The 26,674-nt window shown below is 41.6% G+C and carries 28 protein-coding genes; 3 read left to right on the top strand and 25 right to left on the bottom strand.

Features of this window, described 5'->3' with window-relative positions; translation table 11 throughout:
* The 13 genes from N1I87_RS02035 to flaG form a co-directional block, all read right to left on the bottom strand.
* The gene (locus tag N1I87_RS02035; RefSeq protein ID WP_341103259.1) at window positions 1–576 is read right to left on the bottom strand and encodes a nucleotidyltransferase family protein; all 576 of its coding nucleotides are present in this window, start codon (window positions 574–576) and stop codon (window positions 1–3) included.
* Between the two features lie 51 nt (window positions 577–627).
* Window positions 628–1,719, bottom strand: coding sequence for an XdhC family protein (locus N1I87_RS02030; RefSeq protein WP_341100435.1), 1,092 nt, complete (start codon window positions 1,717–1,719; stop codon window positions 628–630).
* Window positions 1,716–2,483 (bottom strand): helix-turn-helix transcriptional regulator, encoded by a 768-nt coding sequence (locus N1I87_RS02025; protein WP_341100432.1) that lies wholly within the window; start codon window positions 2,481–2,483, stop codon window positions 1,716–1,718. The genes N1I87_RS02030 and N1I87_RS02025 overlap by 4 nt, the downstream gene beginning before the upstream one ends.
* A 549-nt stretch (window positions 2,484–3,032) precedes the next feature.
* Window positions 3,033–4,134 (bottom strand): peptide chain release factor 2 gene (gene prfB, locus N1I87_RS02020; protein WP_327823883.1). Its coding sequence is split into 2 segments (ribosomal slippage): window positions 3,033–4,061 and window positions 4,063–4,134, totalling 1,101 coding nucleotides; the frame shifts between segments, so codons are not numbered across the junction.
* A gap of 137 nt (window positions 4,135–4,271) precedes the next feature.
* Window positions 4,272–6,785 carry a preprotein translocase subunit SecA gene (gene secA, locus N1I87_RS02015; RefSeq protein WP_341100431.1) on the bottom strand — a complete coding sequence of 838 codons (2,514 nt, stop codon included), beginning with the start codon at window positions 6,783–6,785 and terminating at the stop codon, window positions 4,272–4,274.
* Window positions 6,786–7,149: 364 nt separating this feature from the next.
* Window positions 7,150–7,701, bottom strand: coding sequence for a ribosome hibernation-promoting factor, HPF/YfiA family (gene hpf, locus N1I87_RS02010; RefSeq protein WP_040341426.1), 552 nt, complete (start codon window positions 7,699–7,701; stop codon window positions 7,150–7,152).
* A gap of 467 nt (window positions 7,702–8,168) precedes the next feature.
* Complete coding sequence (locus tag N1I87_RS02005; RefSeq protein ID WP_003353586.1) at window positions 8,169–9,281, bottom strand: RNA-guided endonuclease InsQ/TnpB family protein; 1,113 nt, start codon at window positions 9,279–9,281, stop codon at window positions 8,169–8,171.
* Window positions 9,282–9,292: 11 nt separating this feature from the next.
* Window positions 9,293–9,691, bottom strand: a complete 399-nt coding sequence (gene tnpA, locus N1I87_RS02000) for an IS200/IS605 family transposase (RefSeq protein ID WP_003352529.1) — start codon at window positions 9,689–9,691, stop codon at window positions 9,293–9,295.
* 52 nt (window positions 9,692–9,743) lie between these two features.
* Window positions 9,744–10,040, bottom strand: coding sequence for a hypothetical protein (locus N1I87_RS01995; protein ID WP_341100429.1), 297 nt, complete (start codon window positions 10,038–10,040; stop codon window positions 9,744–9,746).
* Between the two features lie 9 nt (window positions 10,041–10,049).
* A complete protein-coding gene (locus tag N1I87_RS01990; protein ID WP_341100427.1) occupies window positions 10,050–10,400 on the bottom strand; it encodes a hypothetical protein in 351 nt (116 codons plus the stop codon).
* Window positions 10,400–10,801, bottom strand: a complete 402-nt coding sequence (gene fliS / locus N1I87_RS01985) for a flagellar export chaperone FliS (RefSeq protein WP_004439709.1) — start codon at window positions 10,799–10,801, stop codon at window positions 10,400–10,402. Before fliS ends, N1I87_RS01990 begins: the two co-directional genes overlap by 1 nt.
* 118 nt (window positions 10,802–10,919) lie before the next feature.
* Window positions 10,920–12,704: a flagellar filament capping protein FliD gene (fliD, locus tag N1I87_RS01980; RefSeq protein ID WP_341100425.1), complete on the bottom strand. Its 1,785-nt coding sequence runs from the start codon at window positions 12,702–12,704 to the stop codon at window positions 10,920–10,922.
* A 13-nt stretch (window positions 12,705–12,717) separates the two neighbouring features.
* Window positions 12,718–13,071 carry a flagellar protein FlaG gene (gene flaG / locus N1I87_RS01975; RefSeq protein WP_004439705.1) on the bottom strand — a complete coding sequence of 118 codons (354 nt, stop codon included), beginning with the start codon at window positions 13,069–13,071 and terminating at the stop codon, window positions 12,718–12,720.
* A 280-nt stretch (window positions 13,072–13,351) separates the two neighbouring features.
* Here flaG and N1I87_RS01970 point away from each other — a divergent pair, with 280 nt between their 5' ends.
* Window positions 13,352–13,642, top strand: coding sequence for a hypothetical protein (locus tag N1I87_RS01970; RefSeq protein ID WP_341100423.1), 291 nt, complete (start codon window positions 13,352–13,354; stop codon window positions 13,640–13,642).
* Between the two features lie 166 nt (window positions 13,643–13,808).
* Here the strand turns inward: N1I87_RS01970 and N1I87_RS01965 are convergent, their stop codons facing one another.
* Window positions 13,809–14,684, bottom strand: a complete 876-nt coding sequence (locus N1I87_RS01965; RefSeq protein ID WP_341100422.1) for an ADP-ribosylglycohydrolase family protein — start codon at window positions 14,682–14,684, stop codon at window positions 13,809–13,811.
* A 173-nt stretch (window positions 14,685–14,857) separates the two neighbouring features.
* Between N1I87_RS01965 and N1I87_RS01960 the strand changes: the two genes are divergently transcribed.
* The gene (locus N1I87_RS01960) at window positions 14,858–15,160 is read left to right on the top strand and encodes a hypothetical protein (protein ID WP_341100421.1); all 303 of its coding nucleotides are present in this window, start codon (window positions 14,858–14,860) and stop codon (window positions 15,158–15,160) included.
* A 724-nt stretch (window positions 15,161–15,884) separates the two neighbouring features.
* On the opposite strand, the gene csrA is transcribed toward N1I87_RS01960, so the two are convergent.
* The 11 genes from csrA to N1I87_RS01905 all read right to left on the bottom strand — a co-directional run bounded on the left by csrA (window position 15,885) and on the right by N1I87_RS01905 (window position 24,470).
* On the bottom strand, window positions 15,885–16,112 hold the full coding sequence (gene csrA, locus N1I87_RS01955) for a carbon storage regulator CsrA (RefSeq protein ID WP_004439695.1): 228 nt from the start codon (window positions 16,110–16,112) through the stop codon (window positions 15,885–15,887).
* A gap of 6 nt (window positions 16,113–16,118) precedes the next feature.
* Window positions 16,119–16,553 (bottom strand): flagellar assembly protein FliW, encoded by a 435-nt coding sequence (gene fliW, locus N1I87_RS01950; protein ID WP_327823889.1) that lies wholly within the window; start codon window positions 16,551–16,553, stop codon window positions 16,119–16,121.
* Between the two features lie 17 nt (window positions 16,554–16,570).
* Entirely contained in the window at window positions 16,571–17,161 is a 591-nt protein-coding gene (locus N1I87_RS01945; RefSeq protein ID WP_341100419.1) for a DUF6470 family protein, read from the bottom strand.
* A 203-nt stretch (window positions 17,162–17,364) separates the two neighbouring features.
* Window positions 17,365–18,240, bottom strand: a complete 876-nt coding sequence (gene flgL, locus N1I87_RS01940; RefSeq protein WP_341100418.1) for a flagellar hook-associated protein FlgL — start codon at window positions 18,238–18,240, stop codon at window positions 17,365–17,367.
* A 15-nt stretch (window positions 18,241–18,255) separates the two neighbouring features.
* Window positions 18,256–19,962: a flagellar hook-associated protein FlgK gene (flgK, locus tag N1I87_RS01935; RefSeq protein WP_341103256.1), complete on the bottom strand. Its 1,707-nt coding sequence runs from the start codon at window positions 19,960–19,962 to the stop codon at window positions 18,256–18,258.
* A 35-nt stretch (window positions 19,963–19,997) separates the two neighbouring features.
* Window positions 19,998–20,474 carry a flagellar protein FlgN gene (locus N1I87_RS01930; RefSeq protein ID WP_341100416.1) on the bottom strand — a complete coding sequence of 159 codons (477 nt, stop codon included), beginning with the start codon at window positions 20,472–20,474 and terminating at the stop codon, window positions 19,998–20,000.
* A gap of 15 nt (window positions 20,475–20,489) precedes the next feature.
* A complete protein-coding gene (gene flgM / locus N1I87_RS01925; protein WP_048622557.1) occupies window positions 20,490–20,753 on the bottom strand; it encodes a flagellar biosynthesis anti-sigma factor FlgM in 264 nt (87 codons plus the stop codon).
* A 173-nt stretch (window positions 20,754–20,926) separates the two neighbouring features.
* Window positions 20,927–21,334, bottom strand: a complete 408-nt coding sequence (locus N1I87_RS01920) for a TIGR03826 family flagellar region protein (RefSeq protein ID WP_327798027.1) — start codon at window positions 21,332–21,334, stop codon at window positions 20,927–20,929.
* Window positions 21,335–21,439: 105 nt separating this feature from the next.
* On the bottom strand, window positions 21,440–22,141 hold the full coding sequence (locus tag N1I87_RS01915; protein ID WP_048622555.1) for a ComF family protein: 702 nt from the start codon (window positions 22,139–22,141) through the stop codon (window positions 21,440–21,442).
* Window positions 22,138–23,517 carry a DEAD/DEAH box helicase gene (locus N1I87_RS01910; RefSeq protein ID WP_341100415.1) on the bottom strand — a complete coding sequence of 460 codons (1,380 nt, stop codon included), beginning with the start codon at window positions 23,515–23,517 and terminating at the stop codon, window positions 22,138–22,140. The genes N1I87_RS01915 and N1I87_RS01910 overlap by 4 nt, the downstream gene beginning before the upstream one ends.
* Window positions 23,518–23,621: 104 nt before the next feature.
* A complete protein-coding gene (locus N1I87_RS01905; RefSeq protein WP_341100414.1) occupies window positions 23,622–24,470 on the bottom strand; it encodes a DegV family protein in 849 nt (282 codons plus the stop codon).
* A gap of 391 nt (window positions 24,471–24,861) precedes the next feature.
* On the opposite strand from N1I87_RS01905, the gene treP reads away from it, so the two are divergent.
* Window positions 24,862–26,280, top strand: a complete 1,419-nt coding sequence (gene treP / locus N1I87_RS01900; RefSeq protein WP_327798031.1) for a PTS system trehalose-specific EIIBC component — start codon at window positions 24,862–24,864, stop codon at window positions 26,278–26,280.
* Window positions 26,281–26,674: the final 394 nt, after the last annotated feature.

The raw sequence follows: 26,674 nt of genomic DNA, 5'->3' as shown, positions 1-26,674 counted from the left end.
TTACCTTACCTCCTTCCGAAGAAGTTCCTCATAATCTTCCGGTGTATCAACATCCTCAGGATGTGGTTTATCCAACCTAGCCAAACGAATCTGGTTGGCAAACTTCTTTAAGACGGATCTGGCCCCTTCATCCCCTGTTACATTGAAAAGATACGGAAACATCGAATGGTCAAACAGAACGGGATGCCCTCTTTTGGACTGATATTGCGCTTGAACAATAGGGGCTTCATTCGATACATAACATCGAATGACTTCATTAATATCATCCTCTGTTACAAGCGGCTGATCACCGAGCAGCACAACGGCAGCATCCGTCGTAGAAGGCAGATTTGTCACCCCTGCTTTTAGCGATGTAGACATTCCTTTACCCGCCTCATCATTCAACACTAGTTTGTTTACAGACGAACTCCATACTTCCTGTTGAAGCCCGGCTATATCGGGATTCACGACAACAATGACGCCATTTAAGCAGGAATTGGTGCTGGCATCCAAAACATGCCGGATCATGGATTTCCCTTTGTATGGAAGAAGCAGCTTAGGTTTTCCCATCCGTTTTGAAAAACCTGAAGCTAAAATGATTCCCCAAATGTTTTTTCTCTTCTTCTGTAAAATCGGCAGACGCCTCCTTCACACAAATTGCCTCATATCCGCTAATTGCGATAGCTTCTGTCCCGAGCCACCTCTATATACCATCGTAATTTCGGCTAAGATGCTCAATGCGATTTCTTCCGGTGTTTTGGCCCCGATGTCCAATCCTATCGGGCTGTGAAGGAGATGGACTTTGTCATTATTCACAAGGATGTCGCTGGCCGCAATCAATTGATCCGTCCTTTTTCTCGGTCCCAACAGTCCGATATAGGCAGCATCCGAATTTAAAATCTCTTCTAAAATTTCCTTATCGTGCAAAAAGTTATGTGTCATGATAACGACATAGGAGTTTTGGTGAAGAGAAACTTTTGGTACGCTTCCGGAAGGATATAAGCAAAGATCATCCGCATCCGGAAAATGATCTTTGCTGCAATAGGATGGGCGATAATCGAGTACGGTCACCATCCATTTCAAATTTTTCGCCATCTTGACGAGCGGTATTGCATCAGGACCTGCACCGAAAACGATTAGATGAGGAGGTGGACTTACCGATTCATAGTACACGTATAAATCTTGTTCGCCGACTAGGTGAACCAATTCATTTTTTAAATTTTTTTTCCTTTTCTTATAATCATCTGCAATATCTTGAACAGAAATCGTTGAACCTCTCTTGGTGTCAACAGGATCGATTATCCACCTTTTTCCTTGCAGTGATTCATCATTCGCTTCTACGACGGTAATGGCATGCAACGGTTTCTTTAAGGAATCTGAAAAATATCGTTCGATCAAGGCTGCCTTTTCAGGCTGCTTTGCAGGAAGATAGGGCTCTAATAAAATATTGATTTTTCCATTGCATCCAACGCCAAGCCCCCAGACAATATCTTCATCTCCGTAAAAATTATAATGAAGGACAGTCGGCTTCTCATTCTCAAGAACTTTGAAGGCGTGTTCCATAATGTCGGATTCAACACATCCCCCACTTAAAATCCCCGTTAAATGCCGATCTTCTGAAATGAAACATTTGGTGCCAGCCTTTTGATAAGTCGAACCCTCCGTTGAAATAATGGTTCCTATGACACCCGAGAGCCCTTTCTTTTTGCAGCGTTCTAATTCTTTTTGGATCGCAATCATGGATTCACCCCCTGTTCTTGAAAATAAAATTGATCCCGATATTCACTTGGCGTTTTCCCCACTAATTTTTTGAAAGTGGTAGCAAAATAGCTGGGATTCGAAAACCCTGTATTATTCGCTATCACCTCAATCGGTAAACAGGAAATTCTGAGCAAACTTTTGGCTTTCTGCACTCTAACAAATGACAAATACTCTACAAATGTCATGCCAACTTCTTCTTTAAACAATCGGCTGAAATAGGATGGGCTCAAATATACTTGATCTGCTACTTGTTTTAGTGTAAGAGAATAGCCATAATTCATCTGAATAAATTGAATCGCGCTTTCAATCGGGTTTTTTAAGTCTGAAGAAAAATGACTGTTCCCTTTGATCGTTTGATGAAGCTCTTGGTTAAGTCCCAGAGGCAAAACCCGTTCTAACGCTTGATACAAATCATTTTTGGAAAGCGGTTTCAATAAATAGGCTGAAAATCCGGAATTAATAGCCTCTTGTACAAGTTCAAACATTTTTAAATGCGACACGATAATAACGGGCAAATCTGAATATAATTGTAATGCCGATCTTCCAAATTTTAATCCATCCATATCGGGCAGCGAAATATCTAAAATTAACGTGCTCGGACGGCTTTGTTTTAAAAGAACTAACCCTCTTTGAGCTGTATTGGCCTCGAAAATGGTCAGAAAACGAAATTTACTTTTCTCGATGTACTTTCTAATTTCTTTTCTCGAATGTTTGTCGTTATCGACAATTAAGACTTCAGCCAATTATTACCCTCCCTGTTCAAATAATAATTAAAATGATCGTTCAATGGTTTTAAAATTTCACTTTCTTGCTTTTGGATTTTTATACTTTGGAATTTTCTGAATAATAATACGGGAAAATTAGGAACCTGCCATTCTTTCAATAAAAATCATATAAACACTTTCAAAATACAATCCCATTTAAGAAACTCCAAAAAATTCGAAGAAAGAACTGCAGCGGCCTTCTTTTAAAATAACGGAAAAACGTTCATCGAACGACTCAATCGTTCCGTGTTTAGCTCGTGAGCGGGGCTGTTCATCAATGAAGATTTCCAAATTCTAGCGGAGGGGACGACTTCCATCAAAATGAGAGCGCTTGTTTAGCAGATTTTGTATGGATATTTCCATTTTACTAAGAAACCATTCTCTTTTAAAGTCAAAAAAAGCTGACTCTAAACCAACGCGATTCGTTCGTTTAGAGTCAGCCCCAACTGTGTTCTGTTTCCTTTCATCTACTCCGTCAGCTCAGACATCCGCTGAAGTCTGAGTATAAAGGATCCCTGACGAAAAACATTATTTCAGCCGTGAACGGAGATAGGCATCGATAAACATATCAATTTCTCCGTCCATTACCGCTTGTACATTTCCGGTTTCTGTATTGGTACGATGGTCTTTCACCATGGAGTACGGATGAAATACGTAGGAACGTATTTGGCTTCCCCAGCCAATTTCCTTTTGTTCGCCGCGGATTTCTGCCAATTCTTTTTCCTGCTCTTCCAATTTTTTTTGGTATAATTTCGCTTTCAACATGTTCATCGCCCGTTCGCGGTTTTGAATTTGCGAACGTTCTGATTGGCACGTCACAACAATACCAGTCGGCAAGTGGGTAATTCTGACCGCGGAATCGGTTGTGTTGACGTGCTGTCCGCCTGCACCGCTTGAGCGATAAGTGTCGATTTTCAAATCTTCATTGCGAATTTCAATTTCAACTTCCTCATTAAATTCCGGCATCACATCGCAAGAAACAAAAGAAGTGTGGCGCCGTCCGGATGAATCAAATGGAGAAATGCGTACAAGGCGGTGGACTCCTTTTTCAGCCTTTAAGTAGCCGTAAGCATTATGCCCCTTAATTAACAAGGTGACACTTTTAATGCCCGCTTCATCTCCAGGCAGATAATCGAGAGTCTCGACTTTATATCCCTTCTTTTCCGCCCATCTTGTATACATGCGAAGAAGCATGGAACCCCAGTCTTGCGACTCTGTTCCTCCAGCACCGGGATGCAGTTCCAGTATCGCATTATTTTTATCGTACGGTTCGCTTAACAACAGCTCCAATTCATAACGATTCAGCCGTTTTGTGAAGTCTTCCAGCTCTGATTCTAATTCTGCTTTCAATTCCGTATCGTTTTCTTCTTTTACAAGCTCATAGGTTAAATCCAGATTTTCTTGCGTCTCTAAAAGATCTTTATACTCGTTCACAAGATCTTTTAATCCATTGGCTTCATTGATGATGGCCTGGGCTTTTTGCTGGTCGTTCCAAAAATCAGGCTGCATCATAATGTCATCCAATTCCGCAATGCGCGCTTCTTTATTTTCTAAGTCAAAGAGACCCCCTAAAATCCGCTAATCTCTTAGCTGTTTTATCCAATTCATTTCGAATTTCAAAAAGTTCCATTCCTTCTCACCTCATCGTTTAATCTCGTAGCTATTTTGTATTTTACCTTCGCCTTGATTTACCGGGCAAGAGAGAACCCCTTCTCTTATCTCATCAGAAAAGAAAAGGGGGCAAAAGAATCACTGCCGGCCAAACCTTTATCCTGCCGTCTTACCATGGCAGTTTTTATATTTTTTGCCGCTTCCGCATGGACACGGGTCGTTGCGGCCGATATTGACTTTTTTGCGGAATGGCTGCCGCTTTACTTTTTCACCGTCTTCTTTCGGATTGACCGCTTGTCCTTTCGCCACTTCTTGGCGTTCCAAATTGCTGTGGATTTCCGCTTTCATAATATATTTTGCCGTTTCTTCCTCAATCGCTTCAATCATAAGCTCAAACATCTGATAACCTTCATTTTGATACTCGCGAAGCGGATCAATTTGCCCGTAAGCACGCAAATGGATGCCTTCCCTGAGCTGTTCCATAGCATCAATATGGTCCATCCATTTGGAGTCGACTGCGCGCAGAAGAATGACTTTTTCAAATTCGCGCATCTGTTCTTTCGACAGGCTTTCTTCTTTTTCATCATAGCGTTTTTGCACTTTCGAAAAAATCAGATCCACCATCTCGTCTGGCTCTTTTCCGAGCAAGTCTTCTACTGTGACGTCTCCTTCCGGAAGAAGATTGGCATTGACATAATCGACGATTCCTTGCAAATTCCATTGTTCCTCGTCTTCTGCAGTAGAAGCATGGGATTGAACGACTCTTTCAAGAACGGAGCGAATCATATTCTCAATAATAGAACGTAAATTGTCCGATTCCAATACTTCATCGCGCTGTTTATAAATGATTTCCCGTTGTTGACGCAGGACATCATCGTACTCCAACAACCGCTTTCTGGCATCGAAGTTATTGCCTTCCACACGTTTTTGCGCAGATTCGACCGCTCTCGTGACCATTTTGCTTTGAATCGGCTGGGAATCGTCCATACCAAGACGCGACATCATATTTTTCAGATTATCTGAGCCGAAACGCCTCATTAACTCATCTTCCATCGATAAATAAAACTGGGTAACCCCCGGATCGCCTTGACGACCTGAACGTCCGCGGAGCTGATTGTCGATCCGGCGAGACTCATGCCGTTCTGTCCCGATCACGGCAAGTCCGCCTAATTCGCTTACCCCTTCGCCCAGCTTAATATCGGTTCCGCGTCCGGCCATGTTCGTTGCGATGGTGACAGCCCCTTTTTCACCTGCATGGGCAATGATTTCCGCTTCACGCTGATGGTTTTTGGCGTTCAATACGTTGTGGCGGACACCTTTCTTTGTCAGCATCTTCGACAACAATTCAGATGTTTCAATGGCCACTGTCCCTACAAGCACAGGCTGCCCTGTCATATGGCGCTGATAAATATCTTCCACTACTGCGCGAAATTTTCCTTCCATCGTTGCGTAAATCAAATCAGGGCGATCTTCACGGATGACAGGCTTATTCGTAGGAATGACAATGACTCTCATATTGTATATATTTCGGAATTCTTCTTCCTCCGTTTTTGCTGTTCCTGTCATCCCTGCCAATTTCGCGTACATCCGGAAATAGTTTTGGAATGTGATCGTAGCCAACGTCATGCTTTCGTTTTGAATTTTTAATCCTTCTTTTGCCTCGATGGCTTGATGGAGCCCATCGCTGTAGCGGCGTCCTTTCATCAAACGCCCTGTAAATTGGTCGACAATGACGATTTCGCCGTCTTGAACAACGTAATCGACGTCACGATGCATGCTTACATGAGCTTTCAAAGCTTGGCTGATATGGTGGTTTAGCGTGACGTGTTTTAAATCAAACAAGTTATCGATTCCAAAGTATTTTTCCGCTTTGTTGATGCCTTCTTCTGTCAGTAGCACGGCTTTTGTTTTTTCATCGTACGTATAATCTTCATCGCGTTTTAAAGTTTTGACAAACGCATTAGCTTGGATATAAAGCTGAGTGGATTTTTCCGCTTGTCCAGAAATGATTAACGGAGTGCGGGCTTCATCGATCAAAATCGAGTCTACTTCGTCGATGACAGCGTAGTAAAGAGGGCGCTGAACTTTATCTTCTTTATACAAAACCATGTTATCTCGCAAATAATCAAATCCAAATTCGTTGTTCGTTCCGTACGTGATATCTGCTTGGTAGGCTTCTTTTTTTTCCTCTTTTGACATGCTGTTTAAGTTAAGCCCTACGGTCAGTCCAAGAAATTCATAAAGCTTGCCCATTTCCTTGGCGTCGCGGGAAGCCAAATATTCGTTTACCGTCACAACGTGAACGCCTTTTCCGGCGAGAGCATTTAAATAAACCGGCATAGTGGCGGTCAACGTTTTTCCTTCCCCTGTTTTCATTTCCGCTATATTGCCTTCGTGAAGGGCAATGCCACCCATGAGCTGCACTTTGTAAGGATATAAGCCGAGAACTCGGCGCGCTCCTTCCCGTACAACGGCAAAAGCCTCTATTAATAAGTCATCTAACGATTCTCCGTTTTGATGACGCTGTTTAAATTCTTCTGTTTTGGCACGAAGTTGATCGTCAGAGAGCTTTTCCATTTCAGAACTAAGTGCGTCAATTTGGTCAGCCATCTTTTTCAGACGTTTGACCTCTCGCTTGTTGGCATCAAACAGTTTATTTAGTAATCCCATTCATTGTACTCTCCTTTATTAGCTTTCAAAACTCTCTTCTGACTAAAATATGTGGTCAACACTTGGAAAAGAAGAAATTGAACAAAATTGTTTAGCATGTAATAGACCACTTATAAACACAGATCATTGCACTTTTTCACTATTTTATAATACCACTGTCGCTATACAGAGACAACTTTTGTAAACGGCGTCCGATATGGTGGAAATAAACCTTCTTTGTGTGAATGATGAGAACATTGCCGATGTTTTTTCCAAAAACAAAGAGCCGGACTTCCTCCGAAAGCACAATGTCCATCGACGATGTACTTTAACTTTAACAAATCGGAGCAGCCCGGCCCTATCATCAGCCTCTTATGATCAATTGTTAATTCGTTTCAATTAAACCGTATTTGCCGTCTTTTCGACGGTATACAATATTGGTTGCATTTGTTTCAGCATCTGTATAAATAAAGAAGTTATGACCAAGCAGATTCATTTGTAAAATCGCTTCCTCACTGTCCATCGGCTTTAAGCTAAATTGTTTTGTCCGGACAATAGTAATGTCGTTTTCTTCTTCAGCATTTGACTGTCCGCTTTCATTGACAGTGAAAAGCTCTTTTGTACTGCCTTGTTCTCTCAGTTTTCGATTAACTTTCGTCTTATGTTTACGAATCTGACGTTCAAGCTTGTCGACAATTAAATCGATTGCTGCATACATATCTTGATTGCGTTCTTCTGCCCTGAGCACAAGATTTGGAAGAGGAATGGTAACCTCCACCTTCGCCATTTTATCTGGATAAACTTTCAAATTTACATGGACGTTTGCATCAGGAGTTTCATTAAAATAGCGTTCTAATCTTCCGATTTTTTTTTCGGCATATTCACGGATTGCCGGCGTTACTTCAATATTTTCGCCTCGAATGTTGTAGTTCATCATGCAAACTCCTCCTTTTATGCAAGAAGCTAAAAGCTATATGTATATATTTCGTTTTCTCCCCTTTCATTCCTGCCTAATCTTCGAAAAAAACTGTGTCTATTTTTTGTCGAATAATTCACATTTATTGTTCTAATTCCTTCTACAGATTATGCAGTTCTCTTTCTTTTCGACAAGGAGTAGAACTTCACTTTCGATCATGAAAGAAGAAGCCTACCAGCAGGCAAGCTTCTTTTAATGGACTATATACGGTTTGAACGTGTTTTGAATTTCACGAAGCCAACGGACAAAAGCAGGGTACAATACATATTCCAAAATCCGTTCTTGTTCGGACAAAACGTTCTCATTTTGTGAACTACCCTCCACTTACCACCCTTGCGGGTCGCTTGAAGTGGGGGCTTCTCGGGTAATCCTATCTAACGATAAGAAATTGACCGAGCTTACCCTCTCGTTCCGAAAGTTATTATTCTTTATGCTAATATGCGTAATCCTTCATTTTTGATATTGATTGCTGAATTGTGATCACGATCTAATACAAAACCGCAAGAACATTCATATACACGTTTAGATAATGGCATTTCTTTTTCCTTGCCACAACAAGAACATTTCTTAGTAGAAGGGAACCACTTATCGATTTTTACAAGTTGTTTCCCTTGTTCTTTTAGCTTGTATTCTAAGAAAGTAGTGAACATACCCCAGCCATTATCATGAACACTTTTTCCAAAATTGAGGGCTTGAGACATTCCTTTCATGTCTAAGTCCTCAATGATAACTGCGTCATAGGTTGATGCTAATTCTTTTGATTTATGGTGAAGAAAATTCTTGCGTTGATTGGCAATTTTCTCTTGTAACTTTGCTACTTTCAAACGTTGTTTTTCCCAACGTGCAGAACCTTTTTTTCTGCGAGAAAGAATTCGTTGTGCTTTTGCCAGTTTGTCTAATGCTTGTCGATAGTACCGTGGGTAATTGGCTTTCTCACCCTGTTCACTCTCGACATATAGACCGTCCATAGCAAAATCTAAGCCAACTACTTTTTGAATCTTTACTGACTGAATATCTTTCTCGTATTCTGTCAAAATCGAAATATAATATTTACCTGTCTTTGTTTTAGAAATAGTACAAGATTTGATTTTATAATCAGCAGGTATTTCTCTATGTCGGTTCATTTTCATTGGCTTTTTGATTTTTGGTAGTTTGATATGACCATTTTCTAGCTTAATATTGCCGTTGACCATATTGGTTGTGTAAGATTGTTTATTTTTCTTGCTTTTGAATTTAGGAAACTCCGCACGACCTTCAAAAAAGTTCTTATAAGCATTTTGCAAATTGATCTGTGCGTTTGCTAAAGCTAAAGAATCCACTTCTTTTAGGAATGGAAATTCATCTTTGTATTTCGCTGGTGTCGGGAATGCTTGTTGTTTAAGCGTTTCTTTATCGTTTTTGAATTTCTCATACGTTTCCTTACGTTCTTCCAGCATCTTATTGTAGACAAAGCGAACACAACCAAATGTTTTGGCTAATTGGATTTTCTGTTCTTTATTCGGATACAAACGAAATTTGAAGGCTTTGTTTTGTTTGGCCATATCAAATCACCTCACTTCTGACCTTGATTTTCAATGTATTTTTTTATGACTTCTATTGGTGCACCGCCTGTTGTAAGCAGGCAAAAGCTTCTTGACCAAAACATCTCTTTCCATAGTCTTTTTCGGATATGAGGAAAGTTTTTCTTTATCAGTCGAGAACTTGCACTCTTATAAGTATTGATGAACTTCGATAATTCAGAATTAGGATGTGCTTTGAATAGGATGTGGATATGATCCTTATCATGATTCCACTCTGTCAAAGTAATGTTGTATTTTTTTCCGATCTCAATGAACATATCTTTTGCAAAATCAGATATTTTATCGGTGAACACTTCTCTGCGATACTTTACAACTAATACAAGATGATAATGTAATAGGAACACTGAATGATTATTACTATCCAATTTCATTGATATATCAATCCTTTTTTATATATAAGACTGATTATATCAAAACCTTTGGCTAAAGCCAACCGAAATTCATCTCCCACCTACTCATTGGGCTACGCCCTGCACATTCCTTGAGGATGGGAGACTTCTTTCGGAAATCCGTTAAAAACTCAGAAACGGTTAAATTGGCAAAATGAATTTCATGAAAAGCATGAATCACGTCTTTCAGTATTTTTTGAACGGAGTTGGAGTTTTGTCCTTGAAGAAAATGGGAAACAATCCAAACCAACCCCTCATCAATCGTTTCCAAAAGCTGAAGATAGTCTCGCAGCAACTGAAATTGATTTTCTGTCAAATTCACTTTTGGCAATCTTTCCACCTATTTTCTTCTATCATAAAACACGCCATCCATCGGCAAAGATGCATACGGATTCAAGTACTTTCTCATGTTTTGCTTCTTGTTGTGAACCCCACGAATGCTTTGTTTGATCTCTGCTTGAACTCCCTTTAATGCTTGTTGAATCACATCATTCCATTTCATGATGGTTTGGCCAAGGTTCTCTTCCTCTACAGTAAATGGCGGCTTAAGGCTTTTTAAGACCTGCTCCCGCTCATCGAGCAAATCAAGCAATCTCTTAATCCATTCATCTCGATCTGCCACTGCCGGCTTTGCTTGAACGTGGTGAAACAATTGCTGCGTAATGTGAAAACAGGTCCGCATGTCTCCCATTACACTCGACCGCCTGTCCCATACTGCTGTTTCCGTTGTTCTTGAATCGCCTGCTTCCACGTATCACGCAGTTCCGTAATGAATTCCATCACCTCATCTAAAATCTCGAGATCATTTTTCACATTTGCTTGAATGAGACGGCGATTCATATAGTCATATACAGCCATTAAATTTTTGGACAGCTCTACATCCATATTTAAAGTGACCATCAATTCACGAATGATATTTTGCGCTTTTTGAATATAAGTATTTTTCTTCTCAAAATTTTTGTCTTCGATAGCTTTCTTTGCCTGAAGCAAAAATTTCAGACAGCCATTATAAAGCATTAACGTCAACTCGCCAGGCGATGCAGTAGAAACAGCGTTTTTTTCGTATGCTTGGTATGGATTATTGATTGCCATGTCCGTATCTCTCCTTTAGTAAGCTGTTAGTTTCCATCCATAGTCCGTTCTGAAATGACCGTTAAGGGACCGGAAAACCTGTTTATCAACGTGGAAATATTTTCGCCATTTTTCTTAATTAATTACCGCCGGAAAGCATTTGTGTTAAATATAAAGATTGCTGATTAGCTTGTTGAATCGCTTGTTCCATTGCAGTGAATTGATTATAATAGCGATTTTCTAAGTCATCCAAGCTGTTTTGCATATCTGTTACACGTTTATCAATATCATCCAATTGACGGCCAATCGAAAACTGCTGATTCGTCGAATACGAATTTCCGGCTTTATCCTTTAATTGACTCATTGCATTATTGACCGTATCATACAGCTGCTGAATAATGCCTCCATCCCCGCGGAAAAGATTTTCAACCGATGTCGGATCATCTTGGATCGCTTGTTTTAACTTCGCGTCGTCGATGATTAATTTTCCGCCGTCTAAAAAGTTGCTCGAAGTGGTAATGCCGATTTTGGCGATTTGGTTATAGTTTGCGGAAACGGAATCATTTTGGACCGTACTGTAAAAATTGGTGCGCATCTTGCTTAAAAGGCCCGTTAAAATCGGATCATTGCGCAAAAGACCGCTTTTTGCCTTTTCTTCCCATTGTTCCTGCTGCTTGTCCGTTAATTGCTCGCGCTGGTCATCCGTCAAAGGCGGGTAATCGCGATAACGTTCTTCCGACGTTTTCTTGCTAATCTTGTCGATCAAGTCATTATATTTATCTATAAAGTTTTTTATATTCTGATACACGGTATCACTGTCATTAGTTACGGACACGGTGACCGGACTATCAAATGTTTGTTTAAGAGTAAAGTTGACTCCATTGACAGTAAATGTATTGGACGTGCGCTCTGTTTCTAAGCCGTTTAAAGTGAACTTCGCGTTTTTTCCTTCTTGAACGTTTACATAACTATTACCGTCACTGTCTTTTTTATTTGTTTCTAAACTAATCGCTTTGGCAAAATCTCCGGTGATTTGAAGATCCAATCCGGCGCTGTTAAAATCTCCCGTTTCAGTTCGAACAACGGACATTTTCCTCGAAAAAGAATCATAGAACATGTTGACACCGACGCCGGAAGAATTCACTTTACTGATGACAGTATTCAGTGAATCGCTCCCTTGAACGAGGAAGTTTTTCTTTACTTCCCCTTTGGATGTCCAAGAATCAATAGAAAAAACGCTATATTGTTGCGTACTGTCCGTTGTAATATAATCAATTTTAATGGTGCTGTCTTTTGCTATTGTTGTTCCAAAAATCATATTCCCATTGGAATCGATATAAACTTCATTCGAATTCAGAGTATGACTAGAGTTTGTTACAACGGTAAATGTCTGCCCATTGACAACAACGTTCCAATCCTCTCTTTTGTTTAAATCAAAATTACTTTCTCCTAGTTCAAAATTGGTCCCATCTGCTGTTACAGTAATCGATTTTGTCGCCACTCCGCCCGTTTTCCAAGTTAGATTTAACCGCTGATCTTGCAGACTTTTAGTCGGATCAAAATTAGCTGCATCATTTGTAATACTATTTTTCGCCGCAATCGTTTCCGCACTGGCCAATTGTGTCACGTTGGAAATGCTGTAAGAAGTGAGTCCTGCAGCACTGGAGGCGGTCGCTGTCACTTTTGAATCGTCCGATGATGCTACTTGACGGGCACGATAATTCGTCGTCAGCTTCATTTGTGTGAGGAGACTTCTGAAATCAAGAAGGGCAGAATTCATATCACGGTAATCATCTCTCTGCCATTCGAGAATTTGTTTTTGCTGCTTTAACTTATCTAACGGCACTTTTGCCGCTGTCATCAACTGTTTCACCATGGAATCAATGTCCATGCCGCTGGCGAGTCCTGTGATTCTCGTTACCATATTTTTCACTCCCCTAAATTTTCTTATCTACTAATATACCTAAATAATTGGCCATTGCTGCATAAATATCCAACAATTTCTTTGGCGGGATTTCTTTCACCACTTCGTTCGTTTCATCGTTCACAATCTTCACATAATATTCTTTCAATTGATCATGAAACACAAATTTCAAATGCGTGTTGGATGATTTTAAAAAATGATTCATGCTCTCGACAATCTCATGAACTTGCTCTTTTGAGTGACTTAGTTGAGGGAAAGCTGGCTGTTGAGTCATCGTTGTTTGATCTTCAGCTGTCCGTTTCAGTACGTCTTGCTGCAACGTCACTGCCTGATAAATCAATTCCGAATTGGCTACTTTCTCAACCATTTTCCGAACCACTCCCCTCTGATAACTCCACATCCTATTCTTTTTATCGTCAGCGGCTGGCTTTTTTTTATCTTTCTCTCTTATAATTCATGCTTAAGGTAAATAATTTTGGACGAATCACCATGTCTGATATTTTTTAATTTAAGACTCCCAAAATGAGAAAATGATGTTCTGTTCATTAAACTCTTACCTAAAATAAGTTGTTTGCCTAAAACAATATTAGAACAAACGCATATTTTAAAGTGAGCTGTTAAGCTAAGTAAAATGAGGAGGAATGAAAATGCACCCTGATGTGACAAGTGACGAAAGAATAATTGGAAGACCATTTGGGTTTGGGTTCGGAAGACCTTTCGGATTTGGGAGGCCATTCGGGTTTGGAAGACCTTTTGGGTTTGGATTTGGTAGACCGTTTGGGTTTGGGTTCGGAAGACCATTTTTCGGTGGATTTTTAGGAGGTTTGACTTCAGCAGCTTTACTTTCTCCTTTCTTATACGGTCCAGGCTTTGGTTATGGGTACCCCTACGGATTCGGAGGATTCGGTTACCCGTTTGGGGGCGGCTTTGGCTGGTAATCACAGACGATGTATAAAAAAGGCCATCGGCTTTTCGACCATTTTGAGTCGTGCGACCTTGGCTCTTTTTATTTATGGAACCATATCTTTTAAAAGAATCACAATCATACTGGAATTTTGCCCTCTCAAAAATAAAACAGTACAGATTGAGATCTCTAAAAAAGACCTATATCTGCTGTCTAACAGCGTACAGTTTTTCTGATAATAATTCTAATTCTTGCTTGACCCGCAATATCTCTGTAAACCTGCGAGGTAAACGATGAAACCCTGCTTCCAGCCCTTTCAGTCCACCGGCAATGGAAGCAATGGTATCGCTGTCCCCGCCCCTGTTAGCCGCTTCGATCACTACTTCTTCAAACGTATGGCAATTCCAAAGCCAATAAATGACCCACATCAACGTATGGACAACATAGCCGTCGGGAGGACAATCCGGCTCTTTACGAAAGCAAACAGAAGAATAGGATGTATTCATTATTTCTTCTTTCAGGGACGTTTTAAGATTTTCTCCCTTTAACAAACGAAACGCTATTCTGTTATAGATCAAGCAAGCTTCTGCCGCTTCATCGGCGTAATGGGTCATCTTTGACTGCAGAAAGGTAATCTTCTCCATCATCTCTTGATCGGAATAAGCAAGCGCCACCGGGAGGCATCTCATTAAAGATCCGTTGCCGCTGCTTTTTCCTTGCTGCGCACAATGAACACGAAACGCCGTTTGAAACCAATCCCCCTGATACTGAGAAAGAACAAGGCTTATCGTTCGGCCAACTCCCCGTGGATTCCGACGATGCCATTTTAAAAACTCCTCTCCAATAGCCGAAATCGGGTTTTCCGGATTTTGGACGATCCCGTTGGCGACGGCGATCATCATGTCCGTATCATCCGTTACCTCCCCCGGATCTAGTGTCAGCCAGCCGCCTCCGATAATCGTTTTGATTTTCCCGTACTTTTCTTGAATTTCTTCTTTATTCATACATTCGGTAGTCGCTCCGAGCGCATCGCCAACTGCCGCTCCAAACAATCCTCCTCGAATTTGGTCAAGCACTGTTAATCCCCCCATGCAACATGCCGTCTATCCAATAAAATTCCCTTTATTTTTAAGTAGGTAAAATGCCTATTTCTTTTGTTTGCAAGATAATCGCCCAGCATTTCTATCCGCATTTGCATATGATTGATTGAGCTTACAAAATTATAACAAAATTCTAAGGAGGAAAAGGTATGTCTTTTATCAACAATGAAATGAATGGTTACTTGGCCGAAAATCCTTATGAGGAAGAACGAGTAGATCCCTATGGCGGCTATCCCGGAGTAGGGTATCCTTATGGTCATGGATACGGACACGGCGGATATTATCCTGGACATGGTCACTATGGACATTACGGATACCCTCACGGATATGGACATCATTACCCTTATCATCATTATCATCCGCACCATCATTACGGAGGCGGATGGTACGGAGGACATGGCGGATATGGTGGATATGGCGGATACGGAGGACATGGCGGAGGCGGATGGTAGCAGTAGAATGAAAGATTTCAACCAAAACGTTTCAACCATCGTTTAATAATTGGATGGCATCCATTTTGCGCGATCAGGTCGTCGAGTAACCCTCGAAAGCCTGATCCGCTATCTTACTCCTTTTATTAAGAGAAACAAGGTTAAAAACGGATCGAGAGACTATCTTTTTCTTCAAAAAACGTGATAACGGCAATCCAAATTTGCCCATGAACCGTCTACTTGTGAACTACCCACCACCTACGCTTCGCTTAGAGGCGGGGGCTTCAAGCGACTTGTGCGTGTTCGCTGAACGGTAAGCCACACACAAGAACCCTTTACGCTTCCCTTCGTTCCGAAGGTGTCCGTTCTAGCTATATTCTATCCTATTAGTTGGCTATCGCCAACCGAAATTCATCTCCCCACTTATCGTTGGGCTATCGCCCTTCACACGCTTGAAGTGGGAGACTTCTTTCAGAAATAATGTTAAATGTGAATCATTACATATATCTACCCAGAATACTGTGAAGATGCTCCCATTCATTTCGGTTTACTCAGAGAAATGGTTGGTTTTGTTTTAAGTTAAAGAGTCTTTTGAAGAAAAACAAATTCGTTTCTGCGTCAAAACACTCGGGTTTATAGCCAATAAATGTATTTCCGTTTTTGCAAAGGTCGCTGCCAGCGCAAATCTGCATTTGCTCCTCCTGGAAAACCAGAAAAGCATAAAAGAAAAATACACTATTTTGATTTATTCGTTTTTCGGCGGGGTAATGATGGAAAATAGATCGGCAAGGCCTTGCGAAGCTTTGGCGTTTTCCGCTTGAATTTCCAAATAGACTTCTTTTCTGTGGATATCGACATGTTTCGGCGCTTGGATTCCGATTTTCACTTGATCTCCTTTGACGGCCAAGACCGTGATTTCTATATCATCACCAATTTGGATCGTCTCGCCCTTTTTTCTTGTCAGTACCAGCATCTTGATTCAACCTCTCTGGAGCGCAAATAGGGGGGTTCGCACATTGTATTTTCCGTCATTTAAAATGACTTGTTTTCCCTTTCGGTTCGTCTTATTCAAAACAAGAGGAGCTTGAAGATTAGCCGTCGTGTTTTGAAACGGCTCTTTCACCGTTAAAATGACCAGCACCAGGACTTCTTCTTTCTTTTTGAGATCCAATTGATCCAACGTCAAATCATCAAGTGCAAATTGATAATCGCTAAAAAAGACAAATGGATCGGAAACTACAAACGCTAGCTCAGGCGTTTGAACCGATTGAAGAATCCAATATACTTCATTGTCTGGAAGCGGCAGCAAGACGAATTCCTTTTCCTCCAAAAAGCCCGGAATTCCTTTGTCAAATCGCCAAATATCGGCTTTTTGCACTTCCATTTTGCCATGATACTTCGTTTCAATAATCATTGCCCTCTTCCTTTATACTAAATTTCTTGTTCATAGTGGATTCCTTTGTATTTTAAATGGACAAAATCAATTTTCAGCGCCGGATACTGGGCCATCTGGACGGAAACATTTCCAGGTCGATAATCTATGATCGGTTTTTGCGCTTTTGTATGATTTTCTGCCTTATGCAAATCCCAATCGATTTTTAATCGATCAGGTTCATAATGAAGTTTTACACTGAAATAAGGCGGAATAAAACCGATGTTAAATTGGTGCTCAGGGGGCTCACTGTTGCGCTTCGCTTGTTCGGCCAGCGGATTGCCTTTATGTTCAATTTCCATCAGTTCACGTCCATCTTCCGCACGTCTTGCAATCCCTTCAAGCCAATCTTGGTACCCGATTTCGGCAGCTTCCTCAATTCGTTTTGAAATGGGCTTCAAATCCATCGATTCCCATGCCTTCGTTTGATCAATGGTTAAACCACCTCTTATCCGTTCAATGTGAAGTTCAGCTTTCGCCTGCTTCAGATTCAGCTGAGCAGGAGGCTGTTCAATCGTTTGTTTAGGAGGAGTCGTGGCAATTGCAATTTGTGCTTTTTGCGACTGAATTCGAATTTGGGGAAATTCCACTTCATTTCACCTCGCGATGAACCCGTTAGGCTTTTTCAAAGGGGTGATCCTCTCGCCGTTCTTCCTGCCTCTTGTAAAAAGAAGAACCGGATTAGCAATTTAACGTTTTGCAAATCTATATCCAGGCATATGGATGATAGTCAATCAAATTTTTTACAAAAAAGGTCTAACTCGAATAGGAGTCAGACCCAACACCCAGCCGTTTACGTCAAAAAGTCCATTAAAGTTGGCTGAAGAACTCTAGCACCTACAGCTAATGCCGCGCGGTGAACGCTTTCCTGAGCCGTTAAATCCGTAATGGCTTTCTCGTAGTCCACATCCTCATTGTCTGAAAGAACTTTTGTGGCAATGACCTCTTGGTTATCTACACGCGATTCCATCATTTCGAGTCGGTTTTGCCGAGCCCCGAGGTCCGCGCGGGCATTATTGATCGCATCAATATGTTGGTCGATTTGATCCAAATAACTAGCAGGGTTCTTTCCTTGATCCAAATCATCAGTAAGCGCCTTTAAATCCGAAAACAACTGTTCCCCAAATACTTTTTCTCCCGGTACGTTTACCGGCAAATAAATCCCTTTCGAAAGTTCGATTTCAACCGGCTCGGTCGGCTGGGACTCACTCGGATAATTTCCATTCTGCAGATCTACCGGCTTTTTGGTCGTATTCGCCCCGTTAAACAAATATTTATCTCCAAATTTCGTATTTGCAACCTCCGCCAAATGGTCGCGAAGTTGTTTAATTTCCGCTGAAATGGCCTGTCTTTGAGAAGCATCATACGTATCATTGCTGGCTTCAACTACAAGTTCGCGGATTCTTTGCAAGGCTTGTCCCGCATTGTCTAAAGCCGCATCCGAGTTTTCTATCCAATTGTACGCTTCGGAAAAATTCCGTTTATATTGCTGCACTTCTGAAAGGTCCGTGCGATAAGAAATCCCTTTCATGACCACCACCGGGTCATCGGACGGACGATTGACTTTTTTACCGGTGAAAATTTGATCCTGATATTTCGACAGCCGCTCATAGCTGGAGCTTAGATTGCGAAGCATATTATTGGAAAGCATAGATTGAGTTACACGCATATTTTTTCACCTTCCCTACCGTCCTACAACGCCCATTCCGTTGATGACTTTATCAAGCATTTCATCCATAACCGTAATATTGCGGGCAGCAGCATTATAGGCATGCTGAAATTTTATGAGATTCGTCATTTCTTCATCCAATGACACGGAGCTGACAGATTGTCTTCTTTCATCGGCTGACTGAACCAGCGAATTGCTGTTATTGGATAGCCGCTGCGCCTGTTGAGAGGCGACACCAAGACCACCGATGATTCCTTCGTAAAAAGAGTTAATTGTACTTGTCGTAATCGGAACATTCACTTGTTCCGCACCGCTTCCAAAAGTCAAGGTAACCGGATTGCCGGTGCTGTCTTTTACACCTTCAAGCGTATAAGGCTGTGATAAATCCATCGAAAAAATATTTCCTAAATTAATCGCATTTTTTCCGTCTCCTGATAATTTATTGGAAGAAGCTGCGATATCTTTTGTTCCTATATTTGAGTTTAATTGAATATTTTTAGCCGCATCACTAATACTTTGTAAACCAGTAAAAAAGGCATCGGTACCTTGATTTTGGTTTAGATCATAACCATAATGATGAACAGTATTAAACAAAGTTCCAAACGTATAAGCAAGCTTATCCAATTTAGCTTCCATGTCCGGATAAATGCCCGCTGTTATCGGATCTCCATTCGTATCTACACCGACTTTATAACCGTATGATTCAATTAATCCTCGCAACTTTCCTTGAGAAAAAGTTACATTGCCATTTTGATAAAAAGAAATCGAAGCCACTGACTGTCCGGACACGATATCATTATCCATTCGAGACGGATCATCCGGTTGATAAACCACTAAATTGTCTATAGGACCTGTCACCGTGCTTGTAAATTGATTTGGTTGATTGGACGAAAATCCCAGCTGATTGAATTGATTGCCATTAACAAGCGTTACATCATTTCCACCGGAATCTTTAACAGGGTTTCCGTTCGCATCCAAAAGCGTAATTTTATACTGTCCTTCGGCAATATTCAGAGCATTGCCTCCGGACGGCATTTTTTCCACTTTCACATTCAAATAGCTTGACAGTTGATCGACAAGACGGTCACGCTCATCGTACAAGTCGTTCGGCAAATAGCCGCTTGGTTCTACTTCTCCGATCTGTTGGTTCAGTTCGGCAATTTGCTTCAAGATCGAATTGACATCTTTAATGCCGACGCTGATTTGGTTGCCTAAGTCTCCTTGAATGTCGCTTATGGAGTTGGATAAATAATGAAACGTATCGACAACTCCTTGTGCCCGTTGAAGGACGACAGAACGTGCTCCTTCGTTTTCCGGATTGACGCTCAAATCTTGCAAAGATTGCCAAAACTCATTCATCACAGCAGACAAACCATCCGTATCGCTTGGCTCGGCAAACACGTCTTCCAACCGGCTCAAAGCTGTCGATCGTGAATCCCAATACCCCAGTTTGTTATTTTCGCTGCGGTATTGTACATCTAAAAACTGTTCGCGAACGCGTTCAATCGAACCAGCCTCTACTCCTGTCCCCATTTGCCCCGGAATTTGAGGTCTGTTCATTGAAGCAGCCGGGTAAGGCTCTGTTTGAACAAAATTGACGCGCTGGCGGGAATAGCCCGGGGTATTGGCATTGGCGATATTTTGGCTCGTTGTATATAAAGCTGTCTGTTGAGCCATCATCCCCCGCTTGGCGACTTCTAAACCATGAAAAGTGGAAGTCATAAAATATTCCTCCGTTTCTTTCATCCTTGCTTCCATTAAGCTTTTGAATCGAAAAGAGAGCGCCCTTGCCTATATTTTATTTTTTGATTAGGATGGGAATACGTTGCATCCTTTGGCTGAGGATGAAGCAAGTTTAAACTGAATGTGATAAATTGAAGCGATTGATAGATTAATTGCTGGTTCAATTTATTTTGTTGTTTTAACAATTCCACGATGTCCATAAGCTTTTCTCGAAGATATACCAGCTTTTCTTTCTCTTCATCCACGGCTTTCTCTATGCAGTCAGAAATGGTTGCATTCTCCCGTCCCAGCCAGTTTGCCACCTCTTTTTTCCGTTCTTTTTCCATTGTCTGTATGGCGGCAATATATTTCTGTTCCTTCGCAAGCAGATTGTTTAGCCCGTCTACATCGTTCTCTTTTACAATCTTTTCTTTTTCCTGCTCCAATTCATACAGGATCTCATGAAGGGCACACAATTTTTCCATTATCGTGATAACTTGAGCAGCAGACATTTTCATCCCATCCTTCTATCTGCGGTAAAAACGAAGTATACCTTTGGCAATCTCTTCCGGATGAGGCTTATACTCGCCGCTTTCAATCTTTTGCTTAAGCTCATTTACTTTTTTTTGCCGATCTGCTGTCAGCTGGGAGGCTTCCTGCATTTCTTTAGCTGCAGCGGAAATTTCGACTTTATCCTTCTGGGTATGTTCCGGTTGCTTGGACTCATCAAACTTGCTCATAGCCTTTTTATAAAGATTCACGCCGGATAAGCCGATAGGTTGGATCTTCATCCCATATCCCTCTTTTCTTTTCCGTTGTTCCTATGTTCATTATATCGGTTTGATTAAGAAAAAGTTTAGCAACCGTTCATAGTTCCTTTTTCCTTTTTTCCATTATCTTTTTATCCAAAGGATCCTTTTCTTTTCCGCCCTCTAAACAGACCCTTGAATGTTTTCCATACCCGTTATTTCATATCGTCCTTCAAAGAGTAGTACGTAATATTTCTTTCCTTTTTTCTTTCCTGTTCTTTTTCAAACGTCTCTAAATCGTGGCGCAATTGATCGGCACAATCGGAACATAATTTTCCTTTTGTAATAATTTTCCCGCAATTGTCGCACGGATATCCCATGTTCGGAAAAACAGCCGGCTGCAGCCTTCCCTTCCTCACCCATTTATAAATCAATTCTTCGTCCACTCCCGTCGCTTCCACTACCCTCGAGATGGTGGCGGCCCGATTTTCTCTTTTTCTCAGAAATTTATATACTTTGTCATAAAGATTTTCCTCTTCTTTATAGCAATTTTCACAAACGTCGCGAAAACTTGTTTTCATAAACAGCGACCCGCAGCGGGGGCAGTTTGAAATCTCTCCCATTATTTCTTTCCTCCCGTTAAATCTCCTTTTTCTTAATATCGTCTTTCATTTCCGCTCATGAAGATTTTTTGCCGTCAAAATGATTTTTCTATCGTCCATTCGGACCTATCCTCTTGCCAATGTCAAGGCGAGCACAGTTTGTGCACCATGTTTTTTCAGCACTTTGGCCGCATGGCGTAAAGTAGAGCCAGTCGTATAAATATCGTCCACGAGTAAAACCGTCTCGTTGGCAAGTGATGCCGGGTGTATCATATAAAATACTTCCGGCAAATGAATTCTTTCAATCCGTGACTTTTTCGATTGTTTTTCCGTATGGAAGCGGCCTAATAGCTCTTCCGCATGAAATCCTGCTTCTTCAACAAGTGCTTTTGCTTGGTTAAACCCCCGCTCCTGCAGACGTTCCTCACTCAAAGGAATGGGAACGATTTTGTCGGGAGCCATCCGCCGGATCTCATTCCGTATTTCTGAAGCAAAACAGCGCGCTAAATGATAATCCCCCCGATATTTAAAACGAGCCAGCCACTCTTTCATACCTTTATTATAATAAAACAGCGATACATTTTTTGTTAAAACGCTCCGCCAGTTCTCATCTTCCTCCCAGCGAACGCAATCCAAGCAGCAATGCGAACGGGGCCATTCAGCAGGCCATTCTGAAAGCGGCCGCCCGCAAATAGAGCAGCAATCCCCACTGATTCGCTGAAATCGTTCTTGGCAATCCAGACAAAGCGCAGGTTCTTCTTTTAATCGGAACACCGTCAGCCAAGAATATCGAGAAGATTGTTCTTTCCCGCAATATAGACAGTTCAATCAATCAACCCCCTTTTCTTCGCTTCCAGGTTCATCCGTTCAATATGTCGGATAGCTTTGATGATCTCTCTCGTAAGCCCGTAATGAAAAAACATGATTTCCCCATCGGGATAATCGGCGCTCCGACCCACCCGGCCGGAAATTTGCACAAGTGCGCTTTCATCAAAAATCATCTCTTCTGCTCCTATTACAGCTACATCAAGATTCGGAAACGTAACCCCTCGTTCTAAAATAGTGGTCGTCAACATAACAGGGATCTCTTTGCGGCGCATGCCTTCCACCTTTTCGATGCGGGCGGGGTCTTCAGCGTGGACAGCTTCAATTCGAGAATGAAGCCTTTTAAATAAGGGGAGAGCATCGTTCATCATACGAACGCTGGGGAAGAAAAGAAGGGCTTGCTTGTTTTTTGTCAAACGTTTTTGTGTCCAATCTTTCAGTTCTTTCGGAATACAACCTTTTTTAAAGGATTTTTTCCAATTTCCTATCCAGCGTATTTTCGGAACGGGGAGAGGATGTCGATGATAACGGGCGGGTATGGAGACAAATTTTCTTTTTCCTTGCCGGCATTGCCGCTGCCATATTTCATTTGGAGTGGCCGTTAAATAGATCATGGCCGAGGAAGGCTTACGCGATTTTCCCACCGCATATTGCAACGTGGGATCATAGGAATAAGGGAAGGCATCGACTTCATCTACGATTACAACGTCAAACGCTTCTTTGTATCGATACAATTGATGAGTTGTGGATATGACAAGAGTGCCGTATTCATTTCGCTGCGGGCTTCCTCCGTACAACGCTGTAACAGGGACCGTGGGAAAAACTTTTTTCAGTCTTGGCGACAGTTCAAGAACAACATCTGTCCGCGGAGCAGCGATGCAGACACGGTCTCCTTTCTGAAGCGCGGCATTTATACCGTCAAAAAGAATTTCCGTTTTCCCTGCTCCGCAAACAGCCCAGACTAATAAGTCTCCCTTCTCTTCTACCGCGTTTTGAACAGCCCTAGCTGCCGTTAATTGTCCCTTGGATAATCGGCCGTCCCACTGAAGCAAATCGTGACTGGTAACGGAACGAGGTGGCGGTCCTTTCCATGAAACTAAAGGAGTGCATTCTGATACACGGCCCATCATTATACAACAGCGGCAATAAAGGCAAAACTTCCGGCAACGGGCGCAAGGAAATGAGGCAAACATTTGGGGATCTCGATTTCCGCAGCGGGCGCAAACATAATATCGGCCTTCTTTGCGAATACCGTCTTCCAATTGCAAATATCCGTTGTTTAAATGGTGTTGAATCAAATCTTGAGGAAAGGGAAGTTCTGAAAGCAGCAAATGGCGGCCGGATGTAAAAGATTGGACAGAAGAGGAAAAGCGGTTCATATTTCACCTCTATTCAAATGTATAAAGAGATCGTTTTACGGCTTAAGGGGCTAAGATAGACAGCAGCCCCCGTCAATTTTGGCCGAATAGAAAATGGTGCTTTGCTAGAATAGTTTTTTCGCCCAAGTCATTCCTAAAGCCCCTTCGCCAAGATGCGTGCCGATGACAGGACCGAAATAACTGATCTGGAATTCTGTTTCAGGATATTGATTCTTTAATTCTTCCATCCAGTCAGAAGCTTCCTGAGGGCGATTGGCATGGATTATAGCAGCTTGAAGCGGAATTCCTTTCTGATAGTCTTCGGAAAATAATTGTTCGATCCGTTTTAAAGCTCTTTTTTTCGTACGGATTTTTTCAAAAGGAACAATCACTTTGTTTTCAAAGTGGAGAAGAGGTTTTACTTGCAGCAAATTTCCCACAAACGCTTGAGCACCCGACAATCTCCCGCCTCGTTTTAAATGGTCAAGGTCGTCGACCATAAAATAAGCGCGGAGAGTAGCTTTCAATTCATCGAGCTTCTTCAGTATGTTTTGGGGCTCCATTCCTTCCCTTGCCATTCGGCTGGCAGCCATTACATAAAATCCTTGAGCAGCACAGCTGATTTCGGAATCATAAGAAAAAACTTCGAGTCCGTCGATCATTTTACCCGCAGCAACTGAAGTTTGATAAGTACCGCTTATCCCGCTGGAAAGAAGGATGCAAATAGCCGCATCATACTCTTTTGATAAACCTTCAAACAACTCTACAAACTGACCGATGGAGGGCTGAGAAGTTGTGGGAAGCTTCTGTTCATTCTGGACTTCTTCATAAAACTGTTCCGCCGTGATGTCCATTTCTTCTTTAAAAGACTCTCCGCCGATCACCACATTTAAAGGAATCATATAAATGTTCCATTCTTTTCGCAGCGTTTCCGGAATATACGATGTACTATCTGTTATAATCGCAATTTTCATTCGAACACCTCCTATTAGTTTGTGTGCTGAACGGACGAACTTCATCCTGTGATGTCATCAGACAAATTACTTTTAGAAACCATCGTTTCCGACTGTCGTTTTATCAGTTGAACCGCAGTTGACCTACTCATTCCCTCTACTACTGTAAAATATGGTTTTTATTTTACCAGAAAGCCAAAAGTTTTCATCTTTTTTTCAATAAACGTTCATGAAAACGTTTTATATTTTTTCTTGACACCTTGTATATACATGAATACAATAAAAGTAAATCTTGTATATACAAATTAAAATTCTTCACCCGGTGAAGCAATCATTTCATAAGATTTTCAGTTTTCTTTCTTTCAATTTATTATTTTGACCACTATTGTAAGCGATTACGGAGGGGAAAGAAATGAGTGAATATCGCGACTCGGTCCGGCAAATCATCGAAGCGGTCGGCGGCAAAGAAAATATCAACACTGCCACTCACTGCGTTACTCGTCTTCGTCTCGTTTTAAATGATGAAGAGAAAGTCGACAAAAAAAAGTTGGAAAATATTGATCTTGTAAAAGGTTCATTTTCGGCAAACGGCCAATTTCAAGTGGTAATTGGTCAAGGAATTGTAGATAAAGTATTCGATGTATTCGTTCAAGAAACCGGCATCGGAACTGCCACTAAAGAAGAGGTAAAAAATGCGGCAGCCCAAAAAATGAATCCGCTTCAACGTGCGATTAAAGTATTGGCGGATATTTTTATACCGATCCTTCCAGCGATCGTTACGGCCGGTCTCTTGATGGGGATTAACAATATTTTAACAGGACAAGATATTTTTTACAAAGGGAAATCCTTTATAGAGGTTCACCAAAATTGGGCCGATATCGCCAGCATGATTAACCTGATTGCCAATACGGCATTTACATTCTTGCCTGCATTAATCGGTTGGTCAGCCGTAAAGCGGTTTGGAGGCAGCCCTTTGCTCGGGATCGTACTAGGTTTAATGCTTGTTCACCCGGATTTGCTTAATGCCTGGGGCTATGCTGAAGCGAAAGCTAAAGGAGCCATCAAGTATTGGGATTTATTCGGATTGAAAGTTCAGCAAGTCGGTTATCAAGGACAAGTATTGCCGATTTTATTTGCTTCCTACTTACTGGCAAAAATCGAAGTATTTTTAAACAAGCGTGTTCATGATTCCATAAAGTTGCTGGTTGTGGCACCGGTCGCTTTGCTGATTACCGGGTTCGCCTCATTTATCATCATCGGTCCAACCACCTTCTGGCTTGGTAATGAAATTACGTCAGGGATTGTATGGATCTTTGACCACTTTGCATGGCTAGGCGGACTGATTTACGGAGGATTATACGCAGTGCTAGTCATAACGGGAATGCATCACACCTTCTTAGCCGTTGACTTGCAGTTGATCGGAACTACCGGAGGAACTTTCCTCTGGCCAATCCTCGCCCTTTCCAATATTTCCCAAGGATCAGCTGCGTTGGCGATGATGTTTCTGGCTAAGAAAAGCCAAAAACTGCGCGGTCTTTCCGGAACCGCAGCGCTATCCGCTTATTTAGGAATTACTGAACCAGCGATGTTTGGTGTGAACTTGCGGTATCGCTATCCATTTATTAGCGCCTTGATTGGATCAGCTATTGCGGGTATGATTCTCTCCATCGGCAAAGTGAATGCTTTTTCCGTCGGAGTTGGCGGTTTACCGGGGTTCCTTTCCATTAAACATGAATATTGGGGGACATTTTTCCTTGGAATCGGAATCGTGCTTGTAGTTCCATTTATTCTCACCGTCATTTTCAGTAAATTTTCTAAAGAAGAAATTTAATGGAAACATTAGGGGTCAGAAGCTTTTAGCCTTGACCCCTCTCTGTTTTCAGCACTGAAAATGGACTAGTTAATCAAATGGAAATATGTCTTCAGCAACTTCCCTTATGGTGACAGCATAAGCGAACATCATAAGGGGCCGCTCTGCTTCAACAGGCATTCAATTTCGGCTGCCACGCTCCCCCTCTCCCTTCACTTGATTTTTGGGAGATATGGATAATCTTACTGCAATGAACTCAATGGTATAGATGCCTGTTTTAGCTAATATTTTGCTGCATGGATTTTTTCACTTGATGCAGCAAAATGGTTACTAGCTTAAGAGCATTCTTAATCATGCTGATTATTATCAATTCCATTACACCAAGAAAGGAGGAAACACAGGAAGCAATTTTGAC

This window comes from Bacillus sp. FSL W8-0102 (assembly GCF_038007225.1).
GTDB lineage: Bacteria > Bacillota > Bacilli > Bacillales > DSM-4216 > Bacillus_O > Bacillus_O smithii.
The sequence above is the reverse complement of the archived record's forward strand: the minus strand, read 5'-3'. Positions and strand labels throughout refer to the sequence as shown.